General features: G+C 57.8%; 10 protein-coding genes. 5 read left to right on the plus strand and 5 right to left on the minus strand.

What is annotated here, in order from left to right:
- Nucleotides 1-7: 7 nt before the first annotated feature.
- The 4 genes from ROA7450_RS17050 to ROA7450_RS17065 form a co-directional block, all read right to left on the minus strand.
- The gene (locus tag ROA7450_RS17050; protein WP_143534508.1) at nucleotides 8-14,173 is read right to left on the minus strand and encodes a beta strand repeat-containing protein; all 14,166 of its coding nucleotides are present in this window, start codon (nucleotides 14,171-14,173) and stop codon (nucleotides 8-10) included.
- Between the two features lie 390 nt (nucleotides 14,174-14,563).
- Nucleotides 14,564-15,181, minus strand: a complete 618-nt coding sequence (locus ROA7450_RS17055; protein ID WP_085807157.1) for a glutathione S-transferase family protein — start codon at nucleotides 15,179-15,181, stop codon at nucleotides 14,564-14,566.
- 46 nt (nucleotides 15,182-15,227) lie between these two features.
- Nucleotides 15,228-16,907, minus strand: coding sequence for an amidohydrolase (locus ROA7450_RS17060; RefSeq protein ID WP_085807158.1), 1,680 nt, complete (start codon nucleotides 16,905-16,907; stop codon nucleotides 15,228-15,230).
- An 81-nt stretch (nucleotides 16,908-16,988) separates the two neighbouring features.
- A complete protein-coding gene (locus ROA7450_RS17065; RefSeq protein ID WP_085807159.1) occupies nucleotides 16,989-18,581 on the minus strand; it encodes an ABC transporter substrate-binding protein in 1,593 nt (530 codons plus the stop codon).
- Between the two features lie 148 nt (nucleotides 18,582-18,729).
- Between ROA7450_RS17065 and ROA7450_RS17070 the strand changes: the two genes are divergently transcribed.
- Both ROA7450_RS17070 and ROA7450_RS17075 read left to right on the plus strand, forming a co-directional pair.
- Nucleotides 18,730-19,518, plus strand: a complete 789-nt coding sequence (locus ROA7450_RS17070) for a helix-turn-helix domain-containing protein (protein WP_085807160.1) — start codon at nucleotides 18,730-18,732, stop codon at nucleotides 19,516-19,518.
- A gap of 5 nt (nucleotides 19,519-19,523) precedes the next feature.
- A complete protein-coding gene (locus tag ROA7450_RS17075) occupies nucleotides 19,524-20,444 on the plus strand; it encodes an alpha/beta hydrolase (RefSeq protein ID WP_085807161.1) in 921 nt (306 codons plus the stop codon).
- Here ROA7450_RS17075 and ROA7450_RS17080 read toward each other — a convergent pair whose 3' ends face one another.
- Nucleotides 20,445-21,302 (minus strand): GlxA family transcriptional regulator, encoded by an 858-nt coding sequence (locus ROA7450_RS17080; protein ID WP_159454091.1) that lies wholly within the window; start codon nucleotides 21,300-21,302, stop codon nucleotides 20,445-20,447.
- A 139-nt stretch (nucleotides 21,303-21,441) separates the two neighbouring features.
- Between ROA7450_RS17080 and ROA7450_RS17085 the strand changes: the two genes are divergently transcribed.
- The 3 genes from ROA7450_RS17085 (at nucleotide 21,442) to ROA7450_RS17095 (ending at nucleotide 24,945) form a co-directional block, all read left to right on the plus strand.
- Entirely contained in the window at nucleotides 21,442-22,632 is a 1,191-nt protein-coding gene (locus ROA7450_RS17085; protein ID WP_085807163.1) for a clavaminate synthase family protein, read from the plus strand.
- Nucleotides 22,629-23,393, plus strand: a complete 765-nt coding sequence (locus ROA7450_RS17090) for a class II aldolase/adducin family protein (RefSeq protein WP_085807164.1) — start codon at nucleotides 22,629-22,631, stop codon at nucleotides 23,391-23,393. Before ROA7450_RS17085 ends, ROA7450_RS17090 begins: the two co-directional genes overlap by 4 nt.
- Nucleotides 23,394-23,517: 124 nt before the next feature.
- The gene (locus ROA7450_RS17095; RefSeq protein WP_085807207.1) at nucleotides 23,518-24,945 is read left to right on the plus strand and encodes a cryptochrome/photolyase family protein; all 1,428 of its coding nucleotides are present in this window, start codon (nucleotides 23,518-23,520) and stop codon (nucleotides 24,943-24,945) included.
- The last annotated feature ends 23 nt before the right edge of the window (nucleotides 24,946-24,968 follow it).

The following is a 24,968-nucleotide window of genomic DNA, read 5'->3' on the forward strand; positions in this document are numbered from 1 at the left end:
CTCGTTTTTAGAATTGCAGACCGAAGCCGAAACGGAACTGGAGGCTGTCGCTCAACTCGCCAAACATACCGTCAACACCAAGCTCGATAAAGCCGCTCTCGTCTGGTTCATATAAGCCAAGATCAAGCGATACCAGTCCGAGTGTATCATCGATGTAGCTGACGTTCTCGAACCCGCCATCCAGTGCACTGGCTCCGGAGAACCCGGCGGCGACTGATATCGTGTCAGAGGATGACAACATTGCCCCGGCGCGCATGCTGGCGCGGAAATCATAGGTCGCGTTCATGCGTCTCTGGGTACCCACCTCAACCGATGGTGTGAATGAGAAAATCATCTGCTCATGGTCTTGCAACACAATGCCCGACGACAGCGCCTGCCCGTTCGCGCGGGTTTTGAGCATAGTAGTATCAAATGCCAGCGTCGGTTTGACATAGCTTTGGCTACCTTCGATCTGGTGATCATAAGCAAAGCTCAGCCGGATATTCTGATGCCGCGTTTTGTGGCTAATGTTGCTGACGGCCGTGGTATCGACAACCGCACCGCCCGGCAACGCGCCAACGAAACCACCACCACGCTCGGTATCATATCGCGTGCGGCCACCTGACCAGCTGCCGGCGATTTCCCAAGGGCCGGAATATTTTGTGACAGAAACACCAAAGTTCAAACGCTCTCCAGAGGAATTGAACAACGGCCCGTTGGTCAGGCTGCTCTGATCATATCCCAACGCGAACCCGGCATAGAGGTCTTCGCCAATCGGATAGCTCAAGCCGCCCGACAGGCTGCTTCCATTGATGCTCAGATCATTATCAAGCGCGGTTTCTGACCGATCAAACCGCGAACCTGACAGCGCCAACCAGAAACAGCGTCGCGGATCCCAACCTTCTGATTGTGGTGTCAGATCCTGACAGCCATGCATCGCGTCGGCAAAGCGCAGGGCACCGTAATAGTTATCAATCACATCGGCAGCGTAATCGCCGATGGTGAAACTGTCGATTGCAGCGATCACGTCCGCCTCGGAAGTCATGTTGCCAATCAGGGCAAACAGCTGTCCCTGCTCAGCCGAGCCCTGCCCGGTCAAAACCCGATTAATGTAATCGCCCACCGCCGCCTGATTTCGGTTCATGTTCTGGGTTGAAAAGTCCGGATTGACGACCAGCGTCACGGCGCCCCCGCTTGCAGCTGCAGCACTCAGCGCGCTGGCGGAGCTAAATGCGGCTAGAGCAGGAGCACTGGCTGCGGGTGTCTGAGCACCTTCAAGCGCGATGGAATAATCCAACACAACCGTGTCCTGAATTTCCGTTCCGTTGTCTGCAACGGTTCCCTCAGCATTGATTAACACCAGGGGCAGCGCCCGTTCCAATGTGTTCAAAACCGGGGTCATGGTGCCGCCCATGGTCGCATTGCCCGTGGCATTGATCAGATCACTGTCGCCACCCGCCGCGCCGCTAGTCAGGAAGTAGACATCAAAGGTCGATTGTGCCGTTTCGCCAAAGGCAATACTGCCGTTTAACGCGGTCGTTTGGCTGACATTGCCAGCAAAGGTGAAGTCGCTAGCCTTTACATCTCCCGAAAGCGGGGCTGTCATGCCTGCTGTCGCACCAAGGATCAGATTGCCATCGACTTGCATCATACCTGACGCGCCCAGATCAATGATATCTTGCGTATAGAAAGTACCGCCCTGTTCGACATCCAGCTCGTTGATCCCACCGCCAAGGTTAAGATTGCCAAACGCCTGACCGGCAAGGGCAATGTTTTCATTCCCGGTGCTGCCCAGAACCAGTTGGGTGTTCGCGGCCATCAACAGGCTATCGCTTGAGAAGGTCAACGCATTATCTGTACCGCCATCCACGATGACCGAAGCTACTTCGGACATCTCGCCGGTGCCGCCCATGACCACACCGTCAAAGCCAAGGGTGATCGCATCTGCCCCATCACGGCCCTCGGATTGTGCCAGAACCGCGATACCGCCATTCCCCACCGAGAGCATGTTGCCTTCCAGATCCAGATCAATGGGGCCGCCCGAACCTGCGCCGCCTGCGCTACCGCGGAACATCGCGTCCACCGCGCCACCGCCACCGCCTAGCGACTGCGCCAAAACACCAATGGCATTGTCGCCATTGGTCACAACATTCCCGGTCTGAGTGAAATCGATCGCACCACCGTCGCCACCATTCGCATCTGACAGCGTCAGGGTCAGTTTTTCTGCTGCCATGTCGGTGGTCACCAGACCGCCCCCACCACCGATACTTTGCAAGACAAAGCCGTGCGATCCAGCCCCATTTGTGGTCATGCCGCCCGCGTTGGACATGATGATTGCACCGCCGTCGCCCGTTGAATTGTCCTGCGCGCCGAGCGTAACGCTGGCGGCACCTAGTCCCGCGATCACCGCCTCACCGCCGCCTGCGCCGATGCTCTGAACTACTTGTCCAAAGGCATTGTCGCCGGTTGTGGAAACATCACCGTCAAGTGTCAGAGTCACGTCACCTCCGTTATTGGTGAAGCTCGGGTCAGCGCCCAAAATGACGCTGGCGCTTTGTGTTTCATCTGCTGCGCCTTCGCTGGCATTTTGCAAGACCAGCTTCCCGCCGCCGCCGCCAATGGATTGTGCAGAACCGGCCGAGGAGAAAGCTCCAGCCGTAGTGACGTCGCCGGTACGTTCACCGGTGACATTGCCTCCACCTGCATTGTCCGTGTCAATCGCCCCAAGGCGTGCAGTCAAATCAATGCCTTCGCCCTCGTCCACGCTGATAGTGGTGGTCGCCATGCCGCCGCCGCCGCCAACACTTTGCAGCATCATGCCAGTGGATTGGCCCTGAGCGGTTACGATATTGCCGCTGTGGCTTTGGTCAACATCATTGCCTGCCATGCCAGACACATCGGTACCGCCCAAGGAAACGTCGCTGGAAATGACAGTGCCTGTTCCCGTTGCCGCGCTGGTCACGGCTGAAGCCGTAGTAGAAAGACTTGCTACAACTGGGGTCGTTGAAACCGGCGCTTTGAAGTCAACGAAAGTATCAACATTCCCGCCGCCGCCGTTGACCGACTGAGCAAAGACCGCTTCGCTACCTGCGCCATTCACAAAAATGTCGCCCGTGGTGTTAACCGTCACGGTGCCCGAGGTTCCGGTAGAGCCCTCGCGCGCACCCATTACCTGCGAGATCACAAAATCCGCCGCAGAAACCAAAGGAGACGAGATCGAGTATCCGGCATTGCCGCCGCCACCGCCAACCGATTGGGCGTAGATGCCATAGGCGTTGTCACCATTGACCACGATGGTGCCGCTGTGAGTGACATCAACGTCACCGCCGTTTGCCCCATCCCCTCCCGCACCACCGATGGCGATCTTGGAGTAGGATTTTCCAGTCATGGTGTTCTTGAGATCATTAACATCGATCGACACGGCCAGACCACCGTTGCCGCCACCGCCGCCGACCGATTGGGCGTAGATGCCGTAAGCCGCGTCGCCATCAACCTGAATATCGCCAGAGTTGGTCACATCAACATTGCCCGCCGCGTTGCCATCGCCGCCCGAGCCGCCGATGTTCAACTGCGCGGTGGGTGAGCTATTGTCGCCGGTTTTCAGACGCACAGTGCCCGTGATCGACATGCCACCATTGCCGCCACCGCCGCCAATGGACTGCGCCAGGATCGCATGGGCTTTTTCGCCGGTTGTGATGATTGTGCCGTCGTTCGTCACATTGGCTGTGTTGCCCGTACCGCCACTGCCACCCGAGCCGCCAAGGCCAAACTGAATAGCGCGCCGGGTCGAGGCCTCGGCCCCACCATAGCGGCCATCAACCGAGATGGTCGAGCCGCCATTGCCGCCACCGCCGCCGATGGATTGCGCAAAGATGCCGTAGCTGTCTTTGCCCGTTGTCTGGATGGTCGCATCAGAAGTATTCACAACCTCAACTGTGCTGCCCGCACCACCGGTACCGCCCGTGCCACCGATCAAGATTGCGTTTGTGGTCGAGCCGTCCGATGAGCGGCCAAGGATGATATTGCGCACTTGCTGTGCGTCACCGCCGCCGCCACCAACGGACTGCGCATAGATGCCAGCCGATTTTTCGCCGGTGGTCTGAATTTGATCACGGTTGGTCACCAGAACCGCCGCAGAGGTTGCCCCGGTGCCGCCGTTGCCGCCAATAGACAGTGTCGCGGTGTTACCAATCTCCTTGCGCAGACTGATGATGCGGTTTTCCACCACGCCACCCATACCACCACCGCCACCGACAGACTGGGCGAAAATACCATGTGACAGCATGCCTGCCGTGCTGATCGGCCCGTCGCTGTCCACGGTCACGGTATCTGAAGTCATGCCATCGCCACCGGTGCCACCGATGTTGACTGACATGACAGTTCCGATTGTCGAGGGGCTGACAACCTGCTTGATCGTATCAAGATTGCCCTGCCCGGCCTGCACCATGCCCCCGGTGCCACCTGCACCGCCGATGGACTGAGCGACCAGACCAATCGAACGATCCCCAAAAGTTGCGATCTGCGCCGTATTGGTCACATCAACCTTGCCTCCAAGACCGCCGGTGCCGCCGGTCCCACCGATCGACAGCGCAACAGATGTACCGCCACCAGCCGAGTTGCTGGCTTTGCCGCCATTGCCACCACCGCCGCCGATAGCCTGGGCAAACACGCCGTGGGCATCTGTGCCCTGCGTAACCACCAATCCCGCAACATTTGCCGTCACATCGCCAGCTTCTCCGCCGGTGCCGCCCTCTAGACCCACCGAAAGGGACGCTTTATTGCCCTTGCTATCACCCGTTTTAGGCGTGCCAATGCTGACCGAGGTTGAGGATGAGTTGCCACCGCCGTTGCCGATGGATTGTGCAAAGAAGCCGTAAGAGCCTTTGCCCGAGGTGCGAATTTCCCCATCCGAGCTGGCATAGACATCGCCGCCTTTACCGCCAGTGCCGCCAGTGCGGCCGATCTGAATGTTTATATTGCCGCCATCGACGGAGGTGGACGAGGAATTGTAGCCAGCGTTACCGCCACCGCCACCAACGGATTGGGCGAACACACCGTATGAATCCGCGCCGCTGGTGGTGATATCGCCAGTGTGGCGCACATCGACCGAACCGCCGATGCCGCCTTCACCTGTGCCGCCGCCAATGGCGAGGCCGAAGCCTTTGTTCTCTTGATCAGATGATAGCTCGTACGCCAAACCGATATTCAGGGCCGCATTGCCGCCACCGCCACCAATGGACTGACCAAAGATACCATGGCTGCTGTCTTGCAACGTGACGATATCGCCGTAGTGATCAACGTCAATCTCGCCACCATCGCCTGCGGTGCCCGCATCACCCCCAATAGCAATAACCGCCGACATGCCGGTTTTCTTACCTGAAGAATCCGCCGGGTTGGTTTTACCTTCCAGCTCGTCCAGCACGTTGTTGTAATTGGCAATCACTGAATCATCGACGCCCGAATTGGTTGGGGTCTTGCGATCCGTTGAATCGCCTGTGCCGCCGTTGCTCTGGCTGCCGGTTGTTTTGCTGATCCCCACAACCGCGTTGATCCCAGCGTCGCCGCCACCGCCGCCGATGCTTGAGGCTTCGATACCGTGTGAACCCACACCATCCGTCTGTATGGTACCCGCAGCAGTGCCCGAGGTGCCGCGCGCCACGGTCACATCACCCGCATCACCGCCGCCACCGCCAAAGCCGCCGATTCCCATCGCAATGGGAGAGCTATCTTTAGTGCCGACAAAAGTTGCGTTGATCCCTCCGGTACCGCCACCGCCACCAATGCTTTGGGCAAAGATGCCACGTGCGTGGTAGCCATTGGTCGCAATGTCGCCGGTTTGCGTGACGGATACATTACCTGCATGAGCACCTGTGCCACCGTGACCGCCCAGACCACCAACGATGCTCAGATCAGTCTTGCCGTCGGAATTGTTGGAATCGCCGTAGTTCAACTGACCGGTCACATTCAGCGCGCCATTGCCGCCGCCACCCGCGATGGATTGAGCAAGAACACCGTGCTTCCAGTTGCCCGCAACCGTGACCGTTCCAGAATGATCAACGGTCACATCACCGGAAATGTTACCATTACCGCCAAAGCCGCCAACGCCAAAGGTGACCGAGGGGATCTTGCCGTCCTTGCTGAGCGCGATACCGCCCGAAACGTTCAGGCCACCATTGCCGCCGCCACCGCCAATGGATTGCGCCATCAGACCGGCAGAGCCATCAGTATCTGGCTTCTCTTCGTTGAACACACCCATATCGATGAACAGACGCTCCAACCCATAGGTCGACGCCAGTTCTTCTGTTTCATCAACAATCGTATCCCCAAGGAAATCGCGTAGCTTATCCTCAAACGTGGTCGTGTCCGGGATCGAGATGTCATCTGGGTTGGTTGATACCGTGATATCAGCCTGTGTAGTGACCGTGACATCGCCCGCCGTACCACCATCACCGGCAAAACCGCCGACACCCACGATCAGAGAACTGTCCGAGACGATACCGCCCGAAACGTTCATACCGCCGTTGCCGCCACCGCCGCCAACCGATTGCGCCAGAATGCCCGATTGGCCGGTGCCATGGGCGCGAATGGTGCTGCCCGCGCCAACATCAACGTCAACGTTGCCCGCGTTGCCGCCGCCACCGCCAAAGCCGCCAACCCCAATCGCCACGGCATAGGATTTACTGTCATCGGCAAGCCCCGCACCAGGTTTGCCACTGATCGCCAACGCGCCCGAGACATTCAGACCACCGGTGCCGCCACCGCCGCCGATGGACTGCGCGATGATGCCGCTGGCCCCTTTGTTCTGGTCTACGGCGAATGAGCCATCAGATTGTTCGACCATCGGCAACGCCTGAATGTTGCCTGTGTAATCCAGATCAACCGCCTGAGCACCCCCGCCATCGCCGCCAAAACCGCCGACACCACCTGCGACCGAGAAGATCGTGTCCGAACCCGAAGGTTTGGTCAGGGACAAGGTGCCTGAGATATTTGCACCGCCCGTGCCGCCACCGCCACCGAGGCTCTGTGCAAACAAGGCATGCCCACCGTCACCTGCAGTATAGATGTCACTTTCCACATCCAGCGTGACCATTCCGGCATCGCCACCACCGCCGCCAAAGCCGCCAAGGCCCAGACCAACCGCCGCGCCGGATTTTCCGGTGATGCTGACCGCGCCCGAGACATTCAGACCGCCGGTGCCGCCGCCGCCGCCAACAGATTGCGCCATGACACCAATGCTGTCCTTGCCGCGCGTAACAATCGAGGTATCCGTGCCTGCGCGTAGGGTGCTAGTGACAGTTTTACCGTCTCCCGCTCCGCCGCCAAAGCCACCAACACCAAGGCTGACCGCGCCACCGTTTTCTTGGGAAAGCGCCATTGTCGCTGACACGTTGGTACCACCATTACCACCGCCACCACCGATGCTTTGGGTCAAAACGCCAGTGCTGCGATTACCGCTGGTGGTTACGCCGCCTGTGACCGTGGATTGTACCAGATCTCCTGCGTTCGCGCCGCCACCACCAAAGCCACCAACACCGATACCAATTGCTCCGCTTGTTGTACGAGAGATGGACAGAGCTGCAGAAATATTGGTGCCGCCATTGCCACCACCGCCGCCAAGGCTCTGCGTCAGAATTCCGGTTGAATCGTCGCCCATGGTGCTGACATTCCCCGTCACCACCTGCGTCACGCTATCAGCCTTGCCGCCGTCGCCACCAAAGCCGCCGACACCGATGCCAAGGGCACCCGAGAATTTGTTGCTAAGCGAAATCGCCCCGGAAATATTCGTGGCCCCGTTACCGCCGCCGCCGCCAAGGCTCTGTGCAATAACGCCTGCCGAACGATCTTCGAGTGTTGTGGCCGTGCCGATAAAGGTGTTGCTAACCACGCCACTTGTGCCACCAGATCCACCAAACCCACCGACGCCAATGCCTGCTGCACCCGAACCTTCGCGCGCGATACTGATTGCGCCGGAGATATTCAGGCCACCATTACCGCCACCGCCGCCAACGGATTGCACCATAACTGCAGTCGAATCCTTGCCAGACGTTGTGACATCGCCAGTGACATGACCGGTTGCGCCTTTGGCGTTTCCACCGTCGCCGCCGGACCCACCAATACCAACGCCAACCGCGCCGCCACCCGTGCCGGACAGGTTCACGGCCGCTGAGATATTCATGCCGCCGTTGCCGCCACCGCCGCCTGCGGATTGCACCAGAACACCACCGGAATTAGCCCCCATGGTTACCACATCGCCGACAACCGTGCCATTGGCCGCATCTGCACCACCACCGTTGCCGCCCGATCCACCGATGCCAACCGAGGCACCACCCGAAGCTTTGCCCGAAACGGTGACTGTGGCCGAAATGTTCATGCCGCCATTACCGCCACCACCGCCGAGACTCTGAACAACAACACCGCCGGAATTGTCGCCCATCGTGCCGACATTGCCGGTGAGCGTTCCGGTTGCTGTGCTGGCTGAGCCGCCGGTTCCACCTGCACCGCCCAAGCCAACTGAGGCGCCGCCAGCCCCTTTGCCTGCTGCCGCAACGGCCACGGAAATGTTCATGCCACCGTTGCCGCCACCGCCACCAACCGATTGTACAAGCAGGCCAGAAGAAGTTTCGCCCAGCGTGACAATGTTACCGGTGACATTGGCCGTGACCGCATCGGCATTCCCGCCGCCATCACCGCTTCCGCCAAGACCAACGGCTGCGCCGCCCGCACCCGTACCCGCGCCACCGACCGAGGCCGAGACGTTAAAGCCGCCGTTGCCACCACCGCCACCAACGGATTGCGCCACAATCGCGCTGGATTGGTCGCCTTCCGTGCGCACATCATTTTCAACGGTCAACCCGACGATGCCACCATCGCCACCGCCACCGCCTGATCCACCAAGACCCACGCTGATGGCACCCGCGCCTGTACCAGCCCCGGCCAATGCAGGCGACACGTTGAAGCCACCATTACCACCGCCGCCACCAACTGACTGTGCCAAAATGCCAACAGAAGCATCGCCCTGCGTCGTCACCGTGTCTGTGGTCTTCGCAGTGATCTTGCCACCATTTCCGCCGCCTTCGCCTGAGCCACCAAGGCCGACCGACAGGCTACCTGCCCCTGTACCCGCGCCTGAAATCGTTGGGGCCACATTGAAGCCGCCGTTGCCCCCGCCGCCACCAATCGATTGTGCGACAAAGCCACTGGACGCAAATCCATTGGTCAAGATGGTGCCGTTTGACGTTAGTTCGACATCTTTGCCATCACCCCCGCCCGCGCCTGAGCCGCCTAAACCAACGCTGAGCGCGCCACTGCCAGTGCCCGCTGCGGAAATCGCTGGGGCCACATTAAAGCCACCGTTACCCCCGCCGCCGCCAATAGACTGTGCAACAACACCAGAGGAGCTATCGCCACGTGTCTCGACCGCAGCGGTCGAATTGCCGGTCACGATCCCACCTTCACTGCCAGTGCCACCATCGCCACCCAGGCCAACGCTGATCCCGGCACTTCCTGTGCCCGCACCCGAAATTGTGCCGGACACGTTAAAGCCACCATTGCCGCCACCGCCACCAACGGACTGCGCAAGGAACGCAGTGGAGTTATCACCCTGTGTCAGAATGGTACCATTTGAGGTCAGGGTCACTGTACCCCCTGTGCCGCCGCCATCGCCATTCCCGCCAAGCCCCACACCAATTGCGCCGCTGGCTGTGCCTGCGCCAGACAGCGCAGCTGAGATGTTAAAGCCACCGTTACCGCCGCCCCCACCGATGGATTGCGCAACGACACCCGAAGAATTATTGCCGCGTGTTTCCACCGCTTTGGTCGAGGTGCCGTTCACGGTCAGGCCATTGCCGCCGCCGCCACCATCGCCGCCAAGGCCAACAGAAATGCCCGCGCCTGCGGTACCCGAACCCTGCACGGCTGCGCTGACGTTGAAACCACCGTTACCACCGCCTCCGCCAACAGATTGGGCAAGGAAAGCCGTCGAAGACTCGCCCGTGGTCAGGATCGTCCCATTCGAAGTCAGAGTGACATTGCCGCCATTGCCGCCACCTTCGCCGGTGCCGCCAAGACCGACACTGACCGCGCCGGACCCGACACCAGCGCCAGCACCCGTGCCGCTGACATTAAAGCCACCGTTGCCGCCACCACCGCCGATGGATTGCGCCACGACACCAGAAGATCTGTCGCCAGTCGTCTGAACCGAATTCGTGCTGGTCAGGTTGACTGTGCCACCGATCGCCCCGACGCCACCGTCGCCACCTAGGCCAACCGATACTGCACCACTGCCAACACCGGCCCCGGCAATCGAGGCACTGATGTTGAATCCGCCGTTGCCGCCCCCGCCGCCAACAGATTGTGCCAAAATTGCAGTTGAATCTGAACCACCTGTTGCAACCGTCCCTGTCACCTGTCCGGTGACGGATTTACCAACACCCCCACCGCCTGCATCACCGCCAAGGCCAACCGTTACAGCTCCGCCACCAGCACCTGCACCTGCGACTCCGCCAGTAACGTTGAACCCGCCGTTACCACCGCCACCACCGATGGACTGAAACACTACGCCGCTTGAGGACTCTTTGAGCGTGGAAACATTGCCCGCGACCTGCGCCTCAACCACGCCACCATCGCCACCAGTTGAACCGCTGCCGCCCAGACCGACGCCAATCGCACCCGCGCCTGCGCCGCCAGCGGCAACACCTGCAGTGACATTGAAGCCGCCGTTACCGCCGCCGCCGCCAATGGACTGCACTAAAACCGCTGTGGAGCGTTCTCCTTCGGTGCTCACATCACCGTTGATGCGGACGCCCGAAACTGTGCCACCAAAGCCACCGCTGCCGCCAGATCCGCCTAGACCAACGCCGATGGTTCCAGCCCCGCCGCCACCAGCAGCCAGACCAGCAGCGACACTAAAGCCACCGTTGCCGCCGCCGCCGCCGATGGATTGAACTACGACCGCGCTGGCATCGTTACCGCGCGTGGTTACATCTGCATCGATCTGCGCGGTCACGTTGCCCCCGGCACCACCGCCGCCAGCGCCACCGCCAACGCCAACGCTGATCGATGCCGCGCCGCCGCCCGCAATATCTGCACTTGCGCCAACCGCATATCCACCGTTACCGCCGCCACCGCCTACGGATTGCGCCAGAATGCCGCTTGAGAAATCACCCTGCGTCAAGATCGTGTCGCCACCCGCAATCAAGGTCACAGCACCACCGATCCCTGCACTGCCTGCCGTGCCACCAGCACCTACATTCACACCGATCGCCGCCCCGCCGCTGGCACTGATACCCGCAGCCACGCTTCCGCCCCCGTTACCGCCGCCGCCTCCGATAGATTGTGCGATCATCGCGGTTGAGCTGCTTTGCGTCGTTGTGACATTGGCCTTGTTGTAGACACGCACAATGCCACCGTTGCCACCGCTTCCACCAGATCCACCAACGCCAATTGAAACATTGCCAGACATCAGCGCCGATGCCCCGCCTGTGGCCGCAACAGCAAGTCCGCCGTTACCACCACCACCGCCAACGGATTGGAACAACATGCCGGTAGAGCGCTCGCCGGTGGTTACCACCTGACCGTCAAATCCTGATGCGGTCAAAACACCGCTGCCGTTTACCGTACCAACAGTCACGGTGCCGCCCTTACCGCCGGACCCGCCAGAGCCCCCGACGCCTACGGCCAGAGATCCTGAAACCGGACCACCGGACACCGCCACAGAAACCGCATAACCGCCATTACCACCACCGCCGCCAATCGATTGCAGGATAACACCGGCGGCATCATCGCCACCCGTCTGAACCGAGGCCGAGCCAGAACCCGCTAAGGTCGCAATGCCTCCATCCCCTCCAGAACCCGCTTCGCCCCCAACCGAAACCGAGGCTGAGGCGCCAAATCCAGCTGACACAGCAACCGCGCCACCGCCATTGCCACCCCCGCCGCCGACGGACTGAACGAAAACACCTGTTGACCGGTCGCCCGACGTCTGAACCGCCGAAGGTTGGCTTGCATCTGTATTCGACAGGCTCACGCTGGCCGTTCCGCCTTTGCCCCCTGCACCACCATCGCCACCGATGGCAACGCCAGCAAACACGCCAACAGCAACGGACGAACCACCATTGCCGCCACCACCACCAATCGATTGCGCCAGAATACCCATGGCCTCATCGCCGCTGGTGGTAATAATACCGTCGTTGACGATTGTAATGTCTGCGCCGTCGCCACCACCGTCGCCGCTGCCACCAACCGACACCATACCGCCGGTAGACCCACCATCACCGCCACCGCCGCCGATGCTTTGAGCAATAATACCCCGAGCCCCGGTGCCATGCGTGACGATGCTGCCCTTGTTGGTCACGCTGACGTCATTGCCGTTGCCGCCATTTGCGCCATCACCACCCACTGCGACAAGGCCATAGGCATCGGTGCCAAAGCCACCACTCCCCCCGATGGACTGTGCCATAATGCCATCCGCACCATAACCAAAGGTCACAATTGAGCCGCTGCCCTGAACGGTCACGCTCACCTCGTCACCGTCACCGCCATCTGCGCCCATGCCGCCACCAGCGATGGAGATCAATCCACCAACAACGCCGCCCGAGCCACCGCCGCCGCCAACCGATTGCGCCAGAATGCCGCGTGCATACATGCCCTTTGTGGAATCCGTCGCGCTGCCGGTTTGAATCGCCCCCGCATGGCTGATGGTCACCTTGCCGCCATCACCGCCGTTGTCAGAGCTGCCGCTGACCGAAACGATCAGGTTGCCACTGGTCCCAGATGAGCCCCCCGAACCCCCGATGGATTGCGCATAAATACCGTTAGCGAAATCACCCTGTGTAATGATTTGTGCTCCGGCGTAGGTATTGACGGTTACATTACCGCCATTGCCGCCACCACCGCCACTGCCTGAACCACCGAAAAGACCCCATTGAGAGCCTCCGCCACCGGCGGTGTCTGACATGCTCAAAGCGTAGATTCCGTCAGAGGCATCACCGGTTGTGAAAATCTCACCGTATTGATTGACGGTGACACTACCACCTTGCCCCGCGTCGCCACCCGAACCACCACTCGGGGCTGCATATCCGCTTCCACCATTGCCGGCCTTACCACTCCGGCTAAAGGCAAAGATACCGTCGTTGCCCTGTCCGCCCGAGCCATTGCCGGAAGTCTGGATCGAACTGCTGGACGATTGCGTAGCGTTAACTGTCCCGCCATTGCCAGCATCACCACCGCTTTTGCCGCTAAAGAAGCTGGCATAGGAATCGCCGCCGTTACCACCATCGCCGCCAATACTACCGACAATCCAGCCTGCATTGCTGGAAGCGTTCACATCACTGCTGAGTGTTTTGATCTGCGTTGGTCCATTGTCACCATCGCCGCCCGATTTTGGCGGCACAAACAAGGCGCCATCGCGTCCGTTGCTCCCATCACGGCCATAAACGATCTGACTGACACCTGTTGCCCCAACGACATCCACCGGTGGGGTCAATTCGCCGGGCGTGTCTTGCCCAACAAAGTTGCTATTGTAATTCGACAGCGTCAGTTGCGTGGAAAGCGGGGCCGTGCCCGTCGCGCCTGAAGTGCTGAGCTGTGCAGTTGTCCCCGATATCGACGAGATCGTGTACGCGACGGGCGGGTTGTCCTCATTGTAGATCGTTTCACCGGCGGATTTGACCAGAAAGACATATCCATTCGACGTCTCAACAAAGGCAGTATCACCTGCCGTTGGTGTCGAGGCCGGGTCGACCACAAGTGAGGATACGGTCGTGAAATTGTTGGTGACGGGGTTATAGACCGTCTCATTCAAGGACGAATCGTCAGACGGGGCGTAATACCCCGGCTCATCATTGCCTAGAAAGTTGCTGTTGTATTCAGAAGTCGTAATACCAGAATATAGATATGAATTTCCGTCCAGCGTGGCGCCAGTAAACCTGACTAGGCTTCCTGAAATTGAACCAATCGTAAAACCATCCGCCGGGCTATCGTTATTGTAAACAATCTGCCCCGCCGTTTTGACCAAAAAGGTATAACCATCTTCGGTTTGCACGAAAGCAGTGTCACCAGCGGTTGGCGTTCCTGTTGGGTCAACGACAAGAGCGGTTACTTTGGTGCTTCCACCAGTGACAGGATTGGTAACTGTATCTCCGACTTTGGACGAGGAGGTGGGCGCTGCAAAGCACGGTGCAGCTATAACAACCAAAACCGATAACGAGCAGAAAAACTTTTTATTCACAAGCACCAAGACTACTAAAAGCCTTCCCAAATCAGAGTTTAAGGCAGCCCTTATGGATACCTTTTACCAGCGCTTTCAACACGTAAGCAGATACAAAAAACAAACGCACCAGTTTAGTACAGCCTAGAATTCCCAAGAGATGCACGAAATATCATCGCCAGAACTTCAGTAAAATTCTCGTGACTCATGGCCAAATTACAACAGCACCTCTCGTTTAAGTTGCGCCAGTTTTTTTTAATGTGCGCGGAAACACACTAGTGAAAAATATTGTCAATTTTTTGTTATGCATCGCGAATGTCCGGCACTTCGCTTCAGTGCGTCGCGAGCATTCGCTTCGCCAGGTTGCTTAAATGTGATTCAAGCATACACCTTTTGCACACTTGGACGCTGACGGACTTTGTTAGCAATGCGCTTCACATTGGCAAACTCTTCCACCCTCGGCTGACCGCGCTCTGGCTTTAACCATGTTGTTAACATAAACAGATAGATATCTGCTGCACTAAACTGGTCACCAAGCAGCCATTCATTGTCACCAATCTGATCATCAATTACCTGCCACGTCTCGCGCAACCTGCGAAGACCTCTTCGCTGTGCGCTTGATTCCTGATCGCGGGTATCGGCAAAGCGGTCTGGATAATAATCGAGCTGAAAGGCGTTCTGAATCGAATTCGAAAAATAAACCAACGTCTGCAGAAATAATGCCCGTTCCGGCGTGGCAAAATCCGGCGACAATACCGCTTCAGGATGACGGTCACATAGAAAGATCGTGATCGCCGCGCATTCATACATCGCGCCGTCATCCCAAACCAACACGGGCACCCACCCATTTGGATTTACCGCCAGCTGCCCCTCCGGGCGGGGTTTGCTGCGATCAATCGTGCTGTCGATCAACTCGTATTCCGCGCCAATCTCCTCGAGCAATACCCGCACACCCATCGAAGCGCTGCCCAGCGCGTAATAAAGTTGATAACCCATGAATGCTCCAAATTGGGATTGCACTATTGGCCGCAACTCTGCGCCACTAAGGGCTAGCTGTCACCACTGTTTTTGGAGGCACAGCTTCTTTTGGCGCCAGTTGCCCATCTCGATATGCGCAACGCCCTCGACGGATCGTCTGAACCACGCTTGTTCGCGCCAGCAGATTTGCATCTCGCACCGGGTTTTGGGTCAGCACAGTAAAATCAGCCAGCTTCCCGGGTTTGATTGTTCCACGCTCATCTTCCTTGAACACCTGCCAGGCCGCTATCACTGTCTGCGCCTTGAATGCTTCCAGAACTGAGATCTTTTCACCCTCACCCAATGTGCGACCAGAGGCAGTTTTCCGGTTCACCGCACAATGCGTGAGATGCAAAGGACGTGTCGGCGTGACCGACGCATCATTGTGCAATGTATATCGCACCCCATACCGCTCCGCTGAAGCCGCGGGAGAGATCTTCGCCGCCCTCTCAGGCCCAAGGAAGGTATCATAATGCCGGTCCCCCCAGAAATGGATATGTGCGGAAAAAAAGCTGACCGTCACACCAATCCGCGCCATGCGCTCCAACTGATCATCACGCAGCACCTGACCATGAATGACAGTATGCCTATGATCCTCGCGCGAGTGTTCCGCCAACGCAGCTTCGATTGCATCCAGTAACAGATCTGCGCCCCGGTCCCCATTGCAGTGGCAATGGATCTGGAACCCCATACTGTGCAACTGTTTCACTTTCGCTTTGAATTCATCGGGATCGCAATAGGGCATGCCGCAAGGCGCGTCTGGATCTGAGGGCCGGTGATAAGGCTCACTTAAATAGGCCGTCTGCAATTGAAACGCCCCATCGGTAAAAAGCTTACGTGGCCCCAGCGTTATATATGGCGTCCTGGACCATTCAATTACATCTGGGCCCTGCGTCAGTTCCGGCTCCAACTCGCCCTGAGGTAAAACTACCAGATCCATCCCCGGATCTTCGCCCTCGGGCAGACTCGCGAAATGGTCCAACATCTGGCGCGAGGCCCAGGCGTTTTGGGCAAAGGTCACGCCATGTTCGAGGTATTCATCACGGCAGGCATTGAAGCCTTCCCAGAACCGCCTTCGGTCAATCAGGAAATCAGTATCCCCCAGTTCGCCCATGGCGGAGATACCTTCGATCAAACCGGTCAACTCACCAGTATCCGGGTCGCGCCCGAACCGTCCGCCCACCGGATCAGGCGTATCACGGGTAAGGCCCAGCATATCGAGAATATAGGAATTGGCTGTGCCATTGTGACCAGAGGCATGGATCACCCAGACCGGGTGTTCCAACGAAACACTGTCCAGCTCATCGCGCGTCGGCATCCGCCGTTCGGCCACAGCGGTGTTGTCGAACAATACCCCCATGACCCAATCGCCCTTAGGCGTGTTTTGCGCTTTCTCAGACAGACGCTCCAGCGCGGTTGCCATATCGGTACAATCGCCACGCGGCGGCGCAGACAGATCAACCCGGAACAGTTTGATAAAGCCCGGATCAGGAAAATGCCCATGAGGGTCGATGAAGGCTGGGATCATGCATTGGCCCTGCAGGTCCACCTCTTCAACGACGCCGCTCAATCCAGCTCGCAGATCTGCAAGATCACCAATGGCTTCAATCCGCTCCCCCCGGGTCAAAACTGCCTCAACTTCGGGTCGGGCATCATCCATCGTCAGGATGTCACCATTGAAATACAGTACCGCTGCCTCAGCCATTGCACGCGCACTCCTTGATCTTTCATGAAAAAGCTCTCCGCATCAGGAATGATGCGGAGAGGGATGTAACCTGGGAGGTGGTTACACCATCCACCACCGGTCCATGATCCGGCGGCCATCAAAACCACGCACCCAGGACAGATCCCCATGCGCAATCTTTTCGTTGCGGGCGTGCACTTCGTTGGCAAACATTGGCACGATATTTCCACCCTCGTCGCGCAGGATGACCTGAATGTCGCGGTACATCTCTGCACGCAGGCCTTCGTCCAATTCCGCACGGGCCTGCACTAACAACTCGTTGAACTTTGGATGATCCCATTGCGTGTCATTCCACGCCGCACCCGGGGCGAAACCGGTCGACAGCATCGTATCTTCGGTTGGGTAGCCGCCCCAATAGCTGGCACACCATGGCTTCTTCATCCAAACATCAGACCAGTAGCCATCGTTGGGCTCACGCACAACGTTGATGTTGATTCCCGCTTCTTGCGCCGACGCTTGGAACAGTACTGCTGCATCAAGTGCACCGCTATAGGCCGCGTCCGATGCGCTCAGATCGACCGTGATGTCGCCAAGGCCAGATTTTTCCCAATGATGGCGTGCCTTGTCGGGGTCATAGCTGTTTTGCTCAATATCAGCCGCATGATAGCGATAGGACGGCCCGATTGGGTGATCGTTGCCAACAACGCCGTGCCCAAACAGAATCTTGTCGACAATTTCCTGACGGTTGATCGCGTGTTTCATTGCCTTGCGCATTTCGACGCTGTCGAATGGCGCAATCTTGGTCAGCATCGGGAAAGTATAGTGCAGCGGACCTGCGCCTTCCTCGATTACGATGCCCGGTTTGCGGGACATCAGTGCCAGCGTCTTCAGCTCGACCCGGTCAATACAGTCAACTTCGCCCGTGATCAGTGCGTTCTGGCGCGCAGCAGGGTCGGTGATCGAATGCACTTCAATCGAATCTGGGTGCGCGGCCCCGTCTTTCCAATAATTTGGATTGCGCTCAAACTCATAGCGCTGACCGGGCTTTTCGCTCTTCAGGATATAACCACCTGAGCCACCCGCTTGCCAATCAATGGTGTTGTCCTTGGCCGGGTAGATGCCAAAGGTTGCCTCGTTGAAGTTAAACGGGAAATCGGCATTGCCAGACACCAAGGTCATCGCGATGGTGTTGCCGTCGATCTTGATCTCTTCAACCGCTTCCATCACCGGCTTGCCGACCGAGGTCGACTCTTCACCGCGGTGATAGTTGAGCGAGGCGACCACATCTTCAGCCGTCATGGTCTTGCCGTTGTGGAACTCAACACCATCACGCAGTTTGAAGGTCCAGACCTTGGCATCTGGGGACGAACTCCATTCGGTTGCCAAGGACCCTACCAGATTGCCCTGCGCGTCCAATTCCGTCAGTGTGTTGGCGACGCCGTAAGCGACGACCCATTGTAGACCATTGGTCAACGTGGCAGGATTCAAAGTATCCGAAGTTGCGCCGTGGCCCATAGCCAAACGCATGTGACCACCCTTTTTAGGCGTTGCAGCTTGTGCTTTGCTGAACAAACCCGCACCCAGATTAGCGGCAACACCAATCGCTGCCGTGCGCCCCAAAAATTCGCGGCGCGACATGCGCCCTTTTTCGACCTGGCCAATCAGCCATTTTGCGTGTCTGTCTTGTGCGTCCATCTGAAATCCTCCCAAAACGCTCACGGTCACTCCCGTGGTTTATGAGCACAATCCGTCTATTCCTTGATTCAATAAACTTCTCAGGTTTATACATAGGTAAGCATTTAGAAGCTATTTCGCTTCCAACTATGAATGAATTGGGCTTAGCATGGAAAATTTTTCCGAAAATCTTCGCAGCATCTGCGCCGAGTTCGGGTCAATCGCTCAGGTCTGCCGTGAAATTGGAATCAATCGCCAACAATTCAACAGATATCTAAGTGGTGGCGGAATGCCCTCTGCCCATAATCTGCGACGCATTGCACGCCACTTCGACCTTAGCGAGGCTGATCTATTCGCCGATCATGCGGAATTCACCCGCCGCCACATTCTCAACCAGAAGCGCACCGCCAGTGGTCCGGTCGACCTGATGATCGGCCCGTTTCGTGATCAGACCCAGACCCTGCGCCGCTATCTTGGATTTTACCATTCGCATTTCCAAACCCCGACGTGGGATGGCCTGATCCTGCGCAGCTTGATCTGGATCTACGAAAAGGATGGCTATGTTATGTCCCGCTCGGTCGAGCGGGTGGTCGCCGAGGATGGCAGTGTGAACCAGAAATCGCGGTACGATGGCATGGTCTCGCAACGTGGCAATCGCGTTTATGTGGTCGAGCATGAAATGGTCCGTGACGGCAGCATTGTCGAAACCATCCTGACCCCGTCGCACCGCCAGCAAGTCAAATACCTGCGCGGCATGACCATCGGCGTCGCCTGGCGCCCACATATTAGCCCTTACACCTCCCGTTCAATCTGGAAGCGGATCGAAAACAAGGTCACTCTGCGTGAGGCGCTCAAGGCCTGTGGTGTTTTCCCGGCGCAAAGCCGACAGATCGATCCGGTCATACGCAAATACCTGTCTGATCCTTCAGACAGTGATGCCGCTAATGTCTTGTATTGAAACCAATGACGACCAACATGAAAACCCACGGCACATTCAGCACAGAGGCGCAGCGCATACTGGCCGAAGGCCCGGTGGCGTACATTGAGCGCTCGGCAGAAAACCTGCCGCAGCTCCGCAGCAATACCCGCGCACAAATTACGCCCGCTGTAGAACGCGCCATCCAAGATACTGGCGTCACCACAGAGGAAGCCAGCATCAATGGCATCAAATGCCTAGTCGTGACTCCCCCATTTAAAACCGCCCACTGGCCCATTCTCTATTGCTTTGGTGGCGGTTTCGTTCAGGGCAGCCCATTTGAAGACATGGGTATCGCAGCACCGCTCAGCGCAATAACTGGCGCGAAGGTAATCATGCCTAATTACCGCCTCGCCCCCGAGCACCCCTGGCCCGCCGCCGTTGAAGATGGCTTTGCCGTTTACAAACATGTAGCCGAACAGCCTTTCGCACTTGTTGGCGAATCTGCTGGCGGCAATCTTGCGCTCTCATTGATGCTGAACGCAAAAGATGTTGGCCTCCCGCTTCCGCGTGTTTCGGGCCTCCTTTCTCCATGGTGCGATCTGACGAATTCCGGCGACAGCCTGACGGCCAATGATGGAGTTGACCCAACACTGCGCCTACAGGACGTCCAAGCCGCTGCTGCGCATTACGCGCATGGACACGATCTATCAGACCCACACATTTCGCCTATTAACGGGGCTTTTGATGCCAACTTTCCACCTTGCATCATCACCAGCGGCACCCGTGATCTGCTGCTTAGTCAGGCGATAGATTTGACGAAGGTTCTGCAAAGTCACGACGTCCCGGTTGATCTGCAGATTTGGGATGGACTTTGGCATGTGTTTGAGTGGGACGATCACATCCCGGAAGCTCGGCAATCCCTGACCAATATCGCCGCCTTTCTCGCTTTCCACATGAACGGCTGACTAAAGGCTCCGATCCGCGGAAGGCGCGACCTCGAACCGCAATCGATACGCCCGGCTGAACACTTCGGCATTGTCATAACCGCAGTCCGATGCCACTTCCCCCACAGGTAGACTGGTGTTTTTGAGCATATCCCGCGCCCGTGCCAAACGGCGATCCACATAGTAGCTGGTTGGTGACGTATGCAGGTAGCGTTGAAACAAGCGATTGAGCTTCCAAATCGGCAACTCAACCCGCTGCGCAATCTCAGCGACGCTCAGACATTTCGATAGATGCGCGTCCATGATCGACACCGCATCACGCACTGCTCTTGGAATACTTTCGGGAATGGCATCCGGCCGCCATCCCTCAATGGGCGGTTTATAGGTCAAGATCTCCGCTACCCGGCGCGCAACCCGTTCGTCAGTGAAATGACCAATCAAGGCGAGTGTCATATCCAACGTCGACACGCCACCAGCGCCGGAAAATCGCGGCGGTGAAAAATCCGCCATTCTGTCGACAAACAGACTGCCCGGAAACTGCCGTTGAAACCCCGCCATCGACTCCGGATGTGTCGCCGCCGGGCGCACGGTGAGCAACCCCGCCTTGGCAAATGACAGCGCGCCCGTATCGACGCAGCCCATCAAACACCCCAGCCGGTCCATGCGTCTAAGCCAGGCCAATGTCGGATCGGTGGCTGCGCGATCCGGCTTGTAGGAACTGAGCAGGATCACAGCCTCTGGCACATCTTCAGGCAAAGGGTTCGTTTCAATCTGGATTCCGCTCGACGATGACACCACACCGCCTTCGTCCGAAACCACATCCCATCCGAACCGATCCCGCCCCAGTTCCCGGTTTGCAACACGCAGCGGTTCGGTCACCAAAGTAAGGGACAAAATCGGAAAACCATCCGAGATATGAATGCATATCCGTATCATAGCATCATCTTATCGTATGATAATATCAATCCAATCCCCGAAGTTTAACCTACCATTGAGCGACTAACAAAGGGCATCGGCGATGAAACACGAACACAGATCACCCATAACCCCAGACTTCGAAACCTGGCCGGTCAAACACACGCCAACCGATGTCGTGGTGGAAAACGGCGCACTTTCCATCACTTGGTCAGATGGACAGACAAGCCTGTATCACCCGTTCCTGCTGGCAGAGAATGACCCAGCCCCCGAGACACTCCATCCCATGTCACGTGAGGCGACTCTCACGCCGCTGGATCTGCCAGAGGATCTGCAAGTCGCGAACGCAGCAATAGCCCCCAACGGCGCAATCGAGGTGCACTGGTCGCCCGCCCGTTCCAACAGTGTTTTCCACCCCGGCTGGCTGCGTGGCATTGCATGGTTCGGAGATCAACCTGCGCAGAGCACCGCCGTTCTCTGGGCAGGGGTCGAGCAACCCGAACCGCCCACGTTTGACGGCCCCATCGCGCTTGAAGATCCACAAACATTCCTAAAATGGCTGGTTGCTTTGCGCGACTACGGCGTCGCCCGGCTGGAAAGTTTGCCAAACCAAGATGGGCTTTTGATGCAGATCGTTGAACGTGTCGGCCCCATTCGGGAATCCAACTTTGGCCGCATGTATACCCTGGAAATCAAGGATGACCCGGACAGCAATGCTTTTACCTCAGGTGCGCTGATGCAGCATATCGACATGCCGACACGCGAGTGCCCGCATGGGCTGCAATTCCTGTTCTGTCGTGGCAACAGCACCAGCGGCGGTGAGGGCATTTATGTCGATGCTTATCGCGTGGCCGAGGACTTGCGCCGCGAAGAACCCGAGCATTTCCAAGCCCTGTGCGAGATAAACTGGACGTACAACAACCGTTCCAAATCCAGCAGCTACAACGCGCAGGGGCCGGTTATTGAGCAGGATCAACACGGCACAGTCACCGGTATTCGTTACAACACCTGGCTGCGTGCTCCACTTGTGGCGTCACTCACTGATCAGGATCGTGCCTACCGCAGCTACCGCGCCTTCACTGCACGGGCGCAGGCTTCTGAATACCAGATGGAATTCGCCTATCGCGCGGGTGATCTTCTGACCTTCGACAACCGCCGCGCCCTGCATGGTCGCAACGGCTATGACGCCAAGGGCGGCACACGCTTCATCGAAGGCATCTATTCGGATCGTGACGATCTTCACTCTGCCATTCGCACACTTGAACGATCTCTTGCAAAGGACACTGCCCAATGACACTCGCCGCTCAACACACCCGATCTTCATGTAGCACCGCCGAATGGCAGGCCCGCGTCGATCTGGCTGCCACCTTCCGTATTCTGGCGCATTACGGCATGTCCGATTTGGCCAATGGCGCTGTCGCAGCCCGCGTGCCGGACCAACCAGACCACTATCTTGTCCATCCTTACGGCATGTTCTGGGAGGAGGCTACGGCCTCTGCCATGATCAAGATCGGCCCGGACGGGCAACCCGTAGACCCGGATGGCCCGTGGCTCAACGACGGGGTGCAAAACCTGTGTCAATGGATCTTCGGCTCACGCTCTGAGACCATGTTCTTTGTCCACGGTCACGAAGAAGAGGTGATGGCGGTCAGCTCGATTGAGGACGGGATCATGCCGCTGAATCAACCCGCGGTCTATCTGGGCAACATCACCGGATATATCGAATATGAATTCGAAGAAGACGATGAGTTCGGCGAACACTTCGTTGCGAAACTCGGCCAAAATCAGATCCTGATCAGCCGCAACCACGGCTATTACGCCCTTGGCACCACCGCGGCCGAAGCGTTCTTTCGCGCCTATTTTCTGCGCCAAACCTGTTCAAGCCAAATCAAAACCCTCTCGATGGGCCGTGACCTGCACCTGATCGATCCGCAAAAGATCGCTCGCTATCAGGATCAGATGGCAAAGTCAGAGCACTACAACTACGACGGCAAAACTGAATGGGCAGGCCTCATTCGTATGCTCGACCAGCGCGATCCCGGCTACAAAAACTGAGCAAACCGTATCGCAAGAACTGGCCCCACTGGGGCCTTTTCTGTTTCTGCATTTCTCGCAGAAGCCATTTTGATCTGGCACTTTCTCTGTGACGTATTCACAATTGAACCGCAGCAAAGGATCAATCGCTTTGAACTCACCTATCCTATTGTGGTTTCGCAAAGATTTTCGTCTGGCCGATCATCCGATGCTTGACGCAGCCGTGCGTAGCGGTCGACCGATCATCCCAGTTTTTATTTTGGATGAGGTGGTTGAGACCTATGGTGCCGCGCCGAAATGGCGTTTGGGCGAAGCGCTGCAGGAATTTCGTAGACAGCTAGAAAGATTGGGATCGCGCCTCATCTTGCGACGGGGCAAGGCCAAAGAATGCTTGTTGACGCTTACCCAAGAAACCGGTGCCCAAGACATCTGGTGGGGCCGCACCTACGATCCCAACTCCATCACCCGCGACACCGAGGTCAAAACTGCACTGAAAGCTGCCGGGTATAATGCGCGCAGCTTTCGTGGGCATTTGCTCTTTGAACCCTGGGTGGTTGAGACCAAACAAGGAGGATTCTTCAAAGTCTACAGCCCCTTTTGGCGCGCGGTAAAAGATCGGAACATCCCCTTCCCGCGCCCTACTCCTGAAAAGCTGGCTGCGTCTACAAACTGGCCCCAAAGCGAAGACATCGCAAATTGGGCGCTCGGCAGCGCCATGAACCGGGGGGCACAGGTGATCGCCCAGCACGCTGTTGTCGGAGAGGCAGCGGCGTTGCAACGTCTGAACACCTTTCTTGACGGCCCCATCAAGGCCTATAAAGAACGCCGGGATTTTCTGGCGGAACCCGCCACATCTCGCCTGTCTGAAAACCTTGCATGGGGCGAGATCAGCCCTCGCACCATCTGGCACGCCGGAATGCGGGCGCGGCACAAAGGTGCGCCGGGGGCCGAATGTTTCTTGAAAGAATTGGTCTGGCGCGAGTTTGCCTACCATCTGGCCTATCACAGCCCACAGATCACCACCCGCAACTGGCGCGAGGAATGGGATTCCTTTCCGTGGTCAGAGGAAGACGATGAAGATGTCCTGCGGTGGAAACAGGGCCGCACCGGCATACCACTGGTAGATGCAGCGATGCGAGAGCTGTATTTGACCGGTTACATGCACAACCGCAGCCGCATGATCGTTGGGTCCTTCCTAACCAAACATATGATGAAACACTGGCGGATCGGGCAAAAGTGGTTCGAGGACTGCCTGATCGATTGGGATCCGGCCTCAAATGCTATGGGCTGGCAATGGATGGCAGGTTCAGGCCCCGACGCCGCGCCCTATTTTCGCATATTCAACCCCGAAACACAGGCGAAAAAATTTGATCCGGATCGCGCATACATCACACGTTTCGTCTCAGAGCTATCGCCAGACCCCGGGTCTGAAGCAAGTTCTTTCTATGAGTTTTGTCCACGTTCTTGGCACCTAACACCAAACCTGCCTTATCCTGATCCTATCGTGGACCTGAGCGAAGGGCGCCTGCGTGCTTTAGCCGCCTATCAGGCACGGCGAGATCAAAAAGATTAAAAAGAAAACGCCCCACCCAAGCA

The sequence above is a fragment of the Roseovarius albus genome (assembly GCF_900172335.1).
In the GTDB taxonomy this organism is placed as follows: Bacteria; Pseudomonadota; Alphaproteobacteria; order Rhodobacterales; family Rhodobacteraceae; genus Roseovarius; species Roseovarius albus.

Excerpts from the sequence above, each read along its gene's own strand:
- ROA7450_RS17065 (WP_085807159.1), bottom strand. The coding sequence starts at position 18,581 with ATGGACGCACAAGACAGACACGCAAAATGGCTGATTGGCCAGGTCGAA.
- ROA7450_RS17075 (WP_085807161.1), top strand. The coding sequence starts at position 19,524 with ATGACGACCAACATGAAAACCCACGGCACATTCAGCACAGAGGCGCAG.
- ROA7450_RS17085 (WP_085807163.1), top strand. The coding sequence starts at position 21,442 with ATGAAACACGAACACAGATCACCCATAACCCCAGACTTCGAAACCTGG.
- ROA7450_RS17070 (WP_085807160.1), top strand. The coding sequence starts at position 18,730 with ATGGAAAATTTTTCCGAAAATCTTCGCAGCATCTGCGCCGAGTTCGGG.
- ROA7450_RS17055 (WP_085807157.1), bottom strand. The coding sequence starts at position 15,181 with ATGGGTTATCAACTTTATTACGCGCTGGGCAGCGCTTCGATGGGTGTG.
- ROA7450_RS17060 (WP_085807158.1), bottom strand. The coding sequence starts at position 16,907 with ATGGCTGAGGCAGCGGTACTGTATTTCAATGGTGACATCCTGACGATG.
- ROA7450_RS17090 (WP_085807164.1), top strand. The coding sequence starts at position 22,629 with ATGACACTCGCCGCTCAACACACCCGATCTTCATGTAGCACCGCCGAA.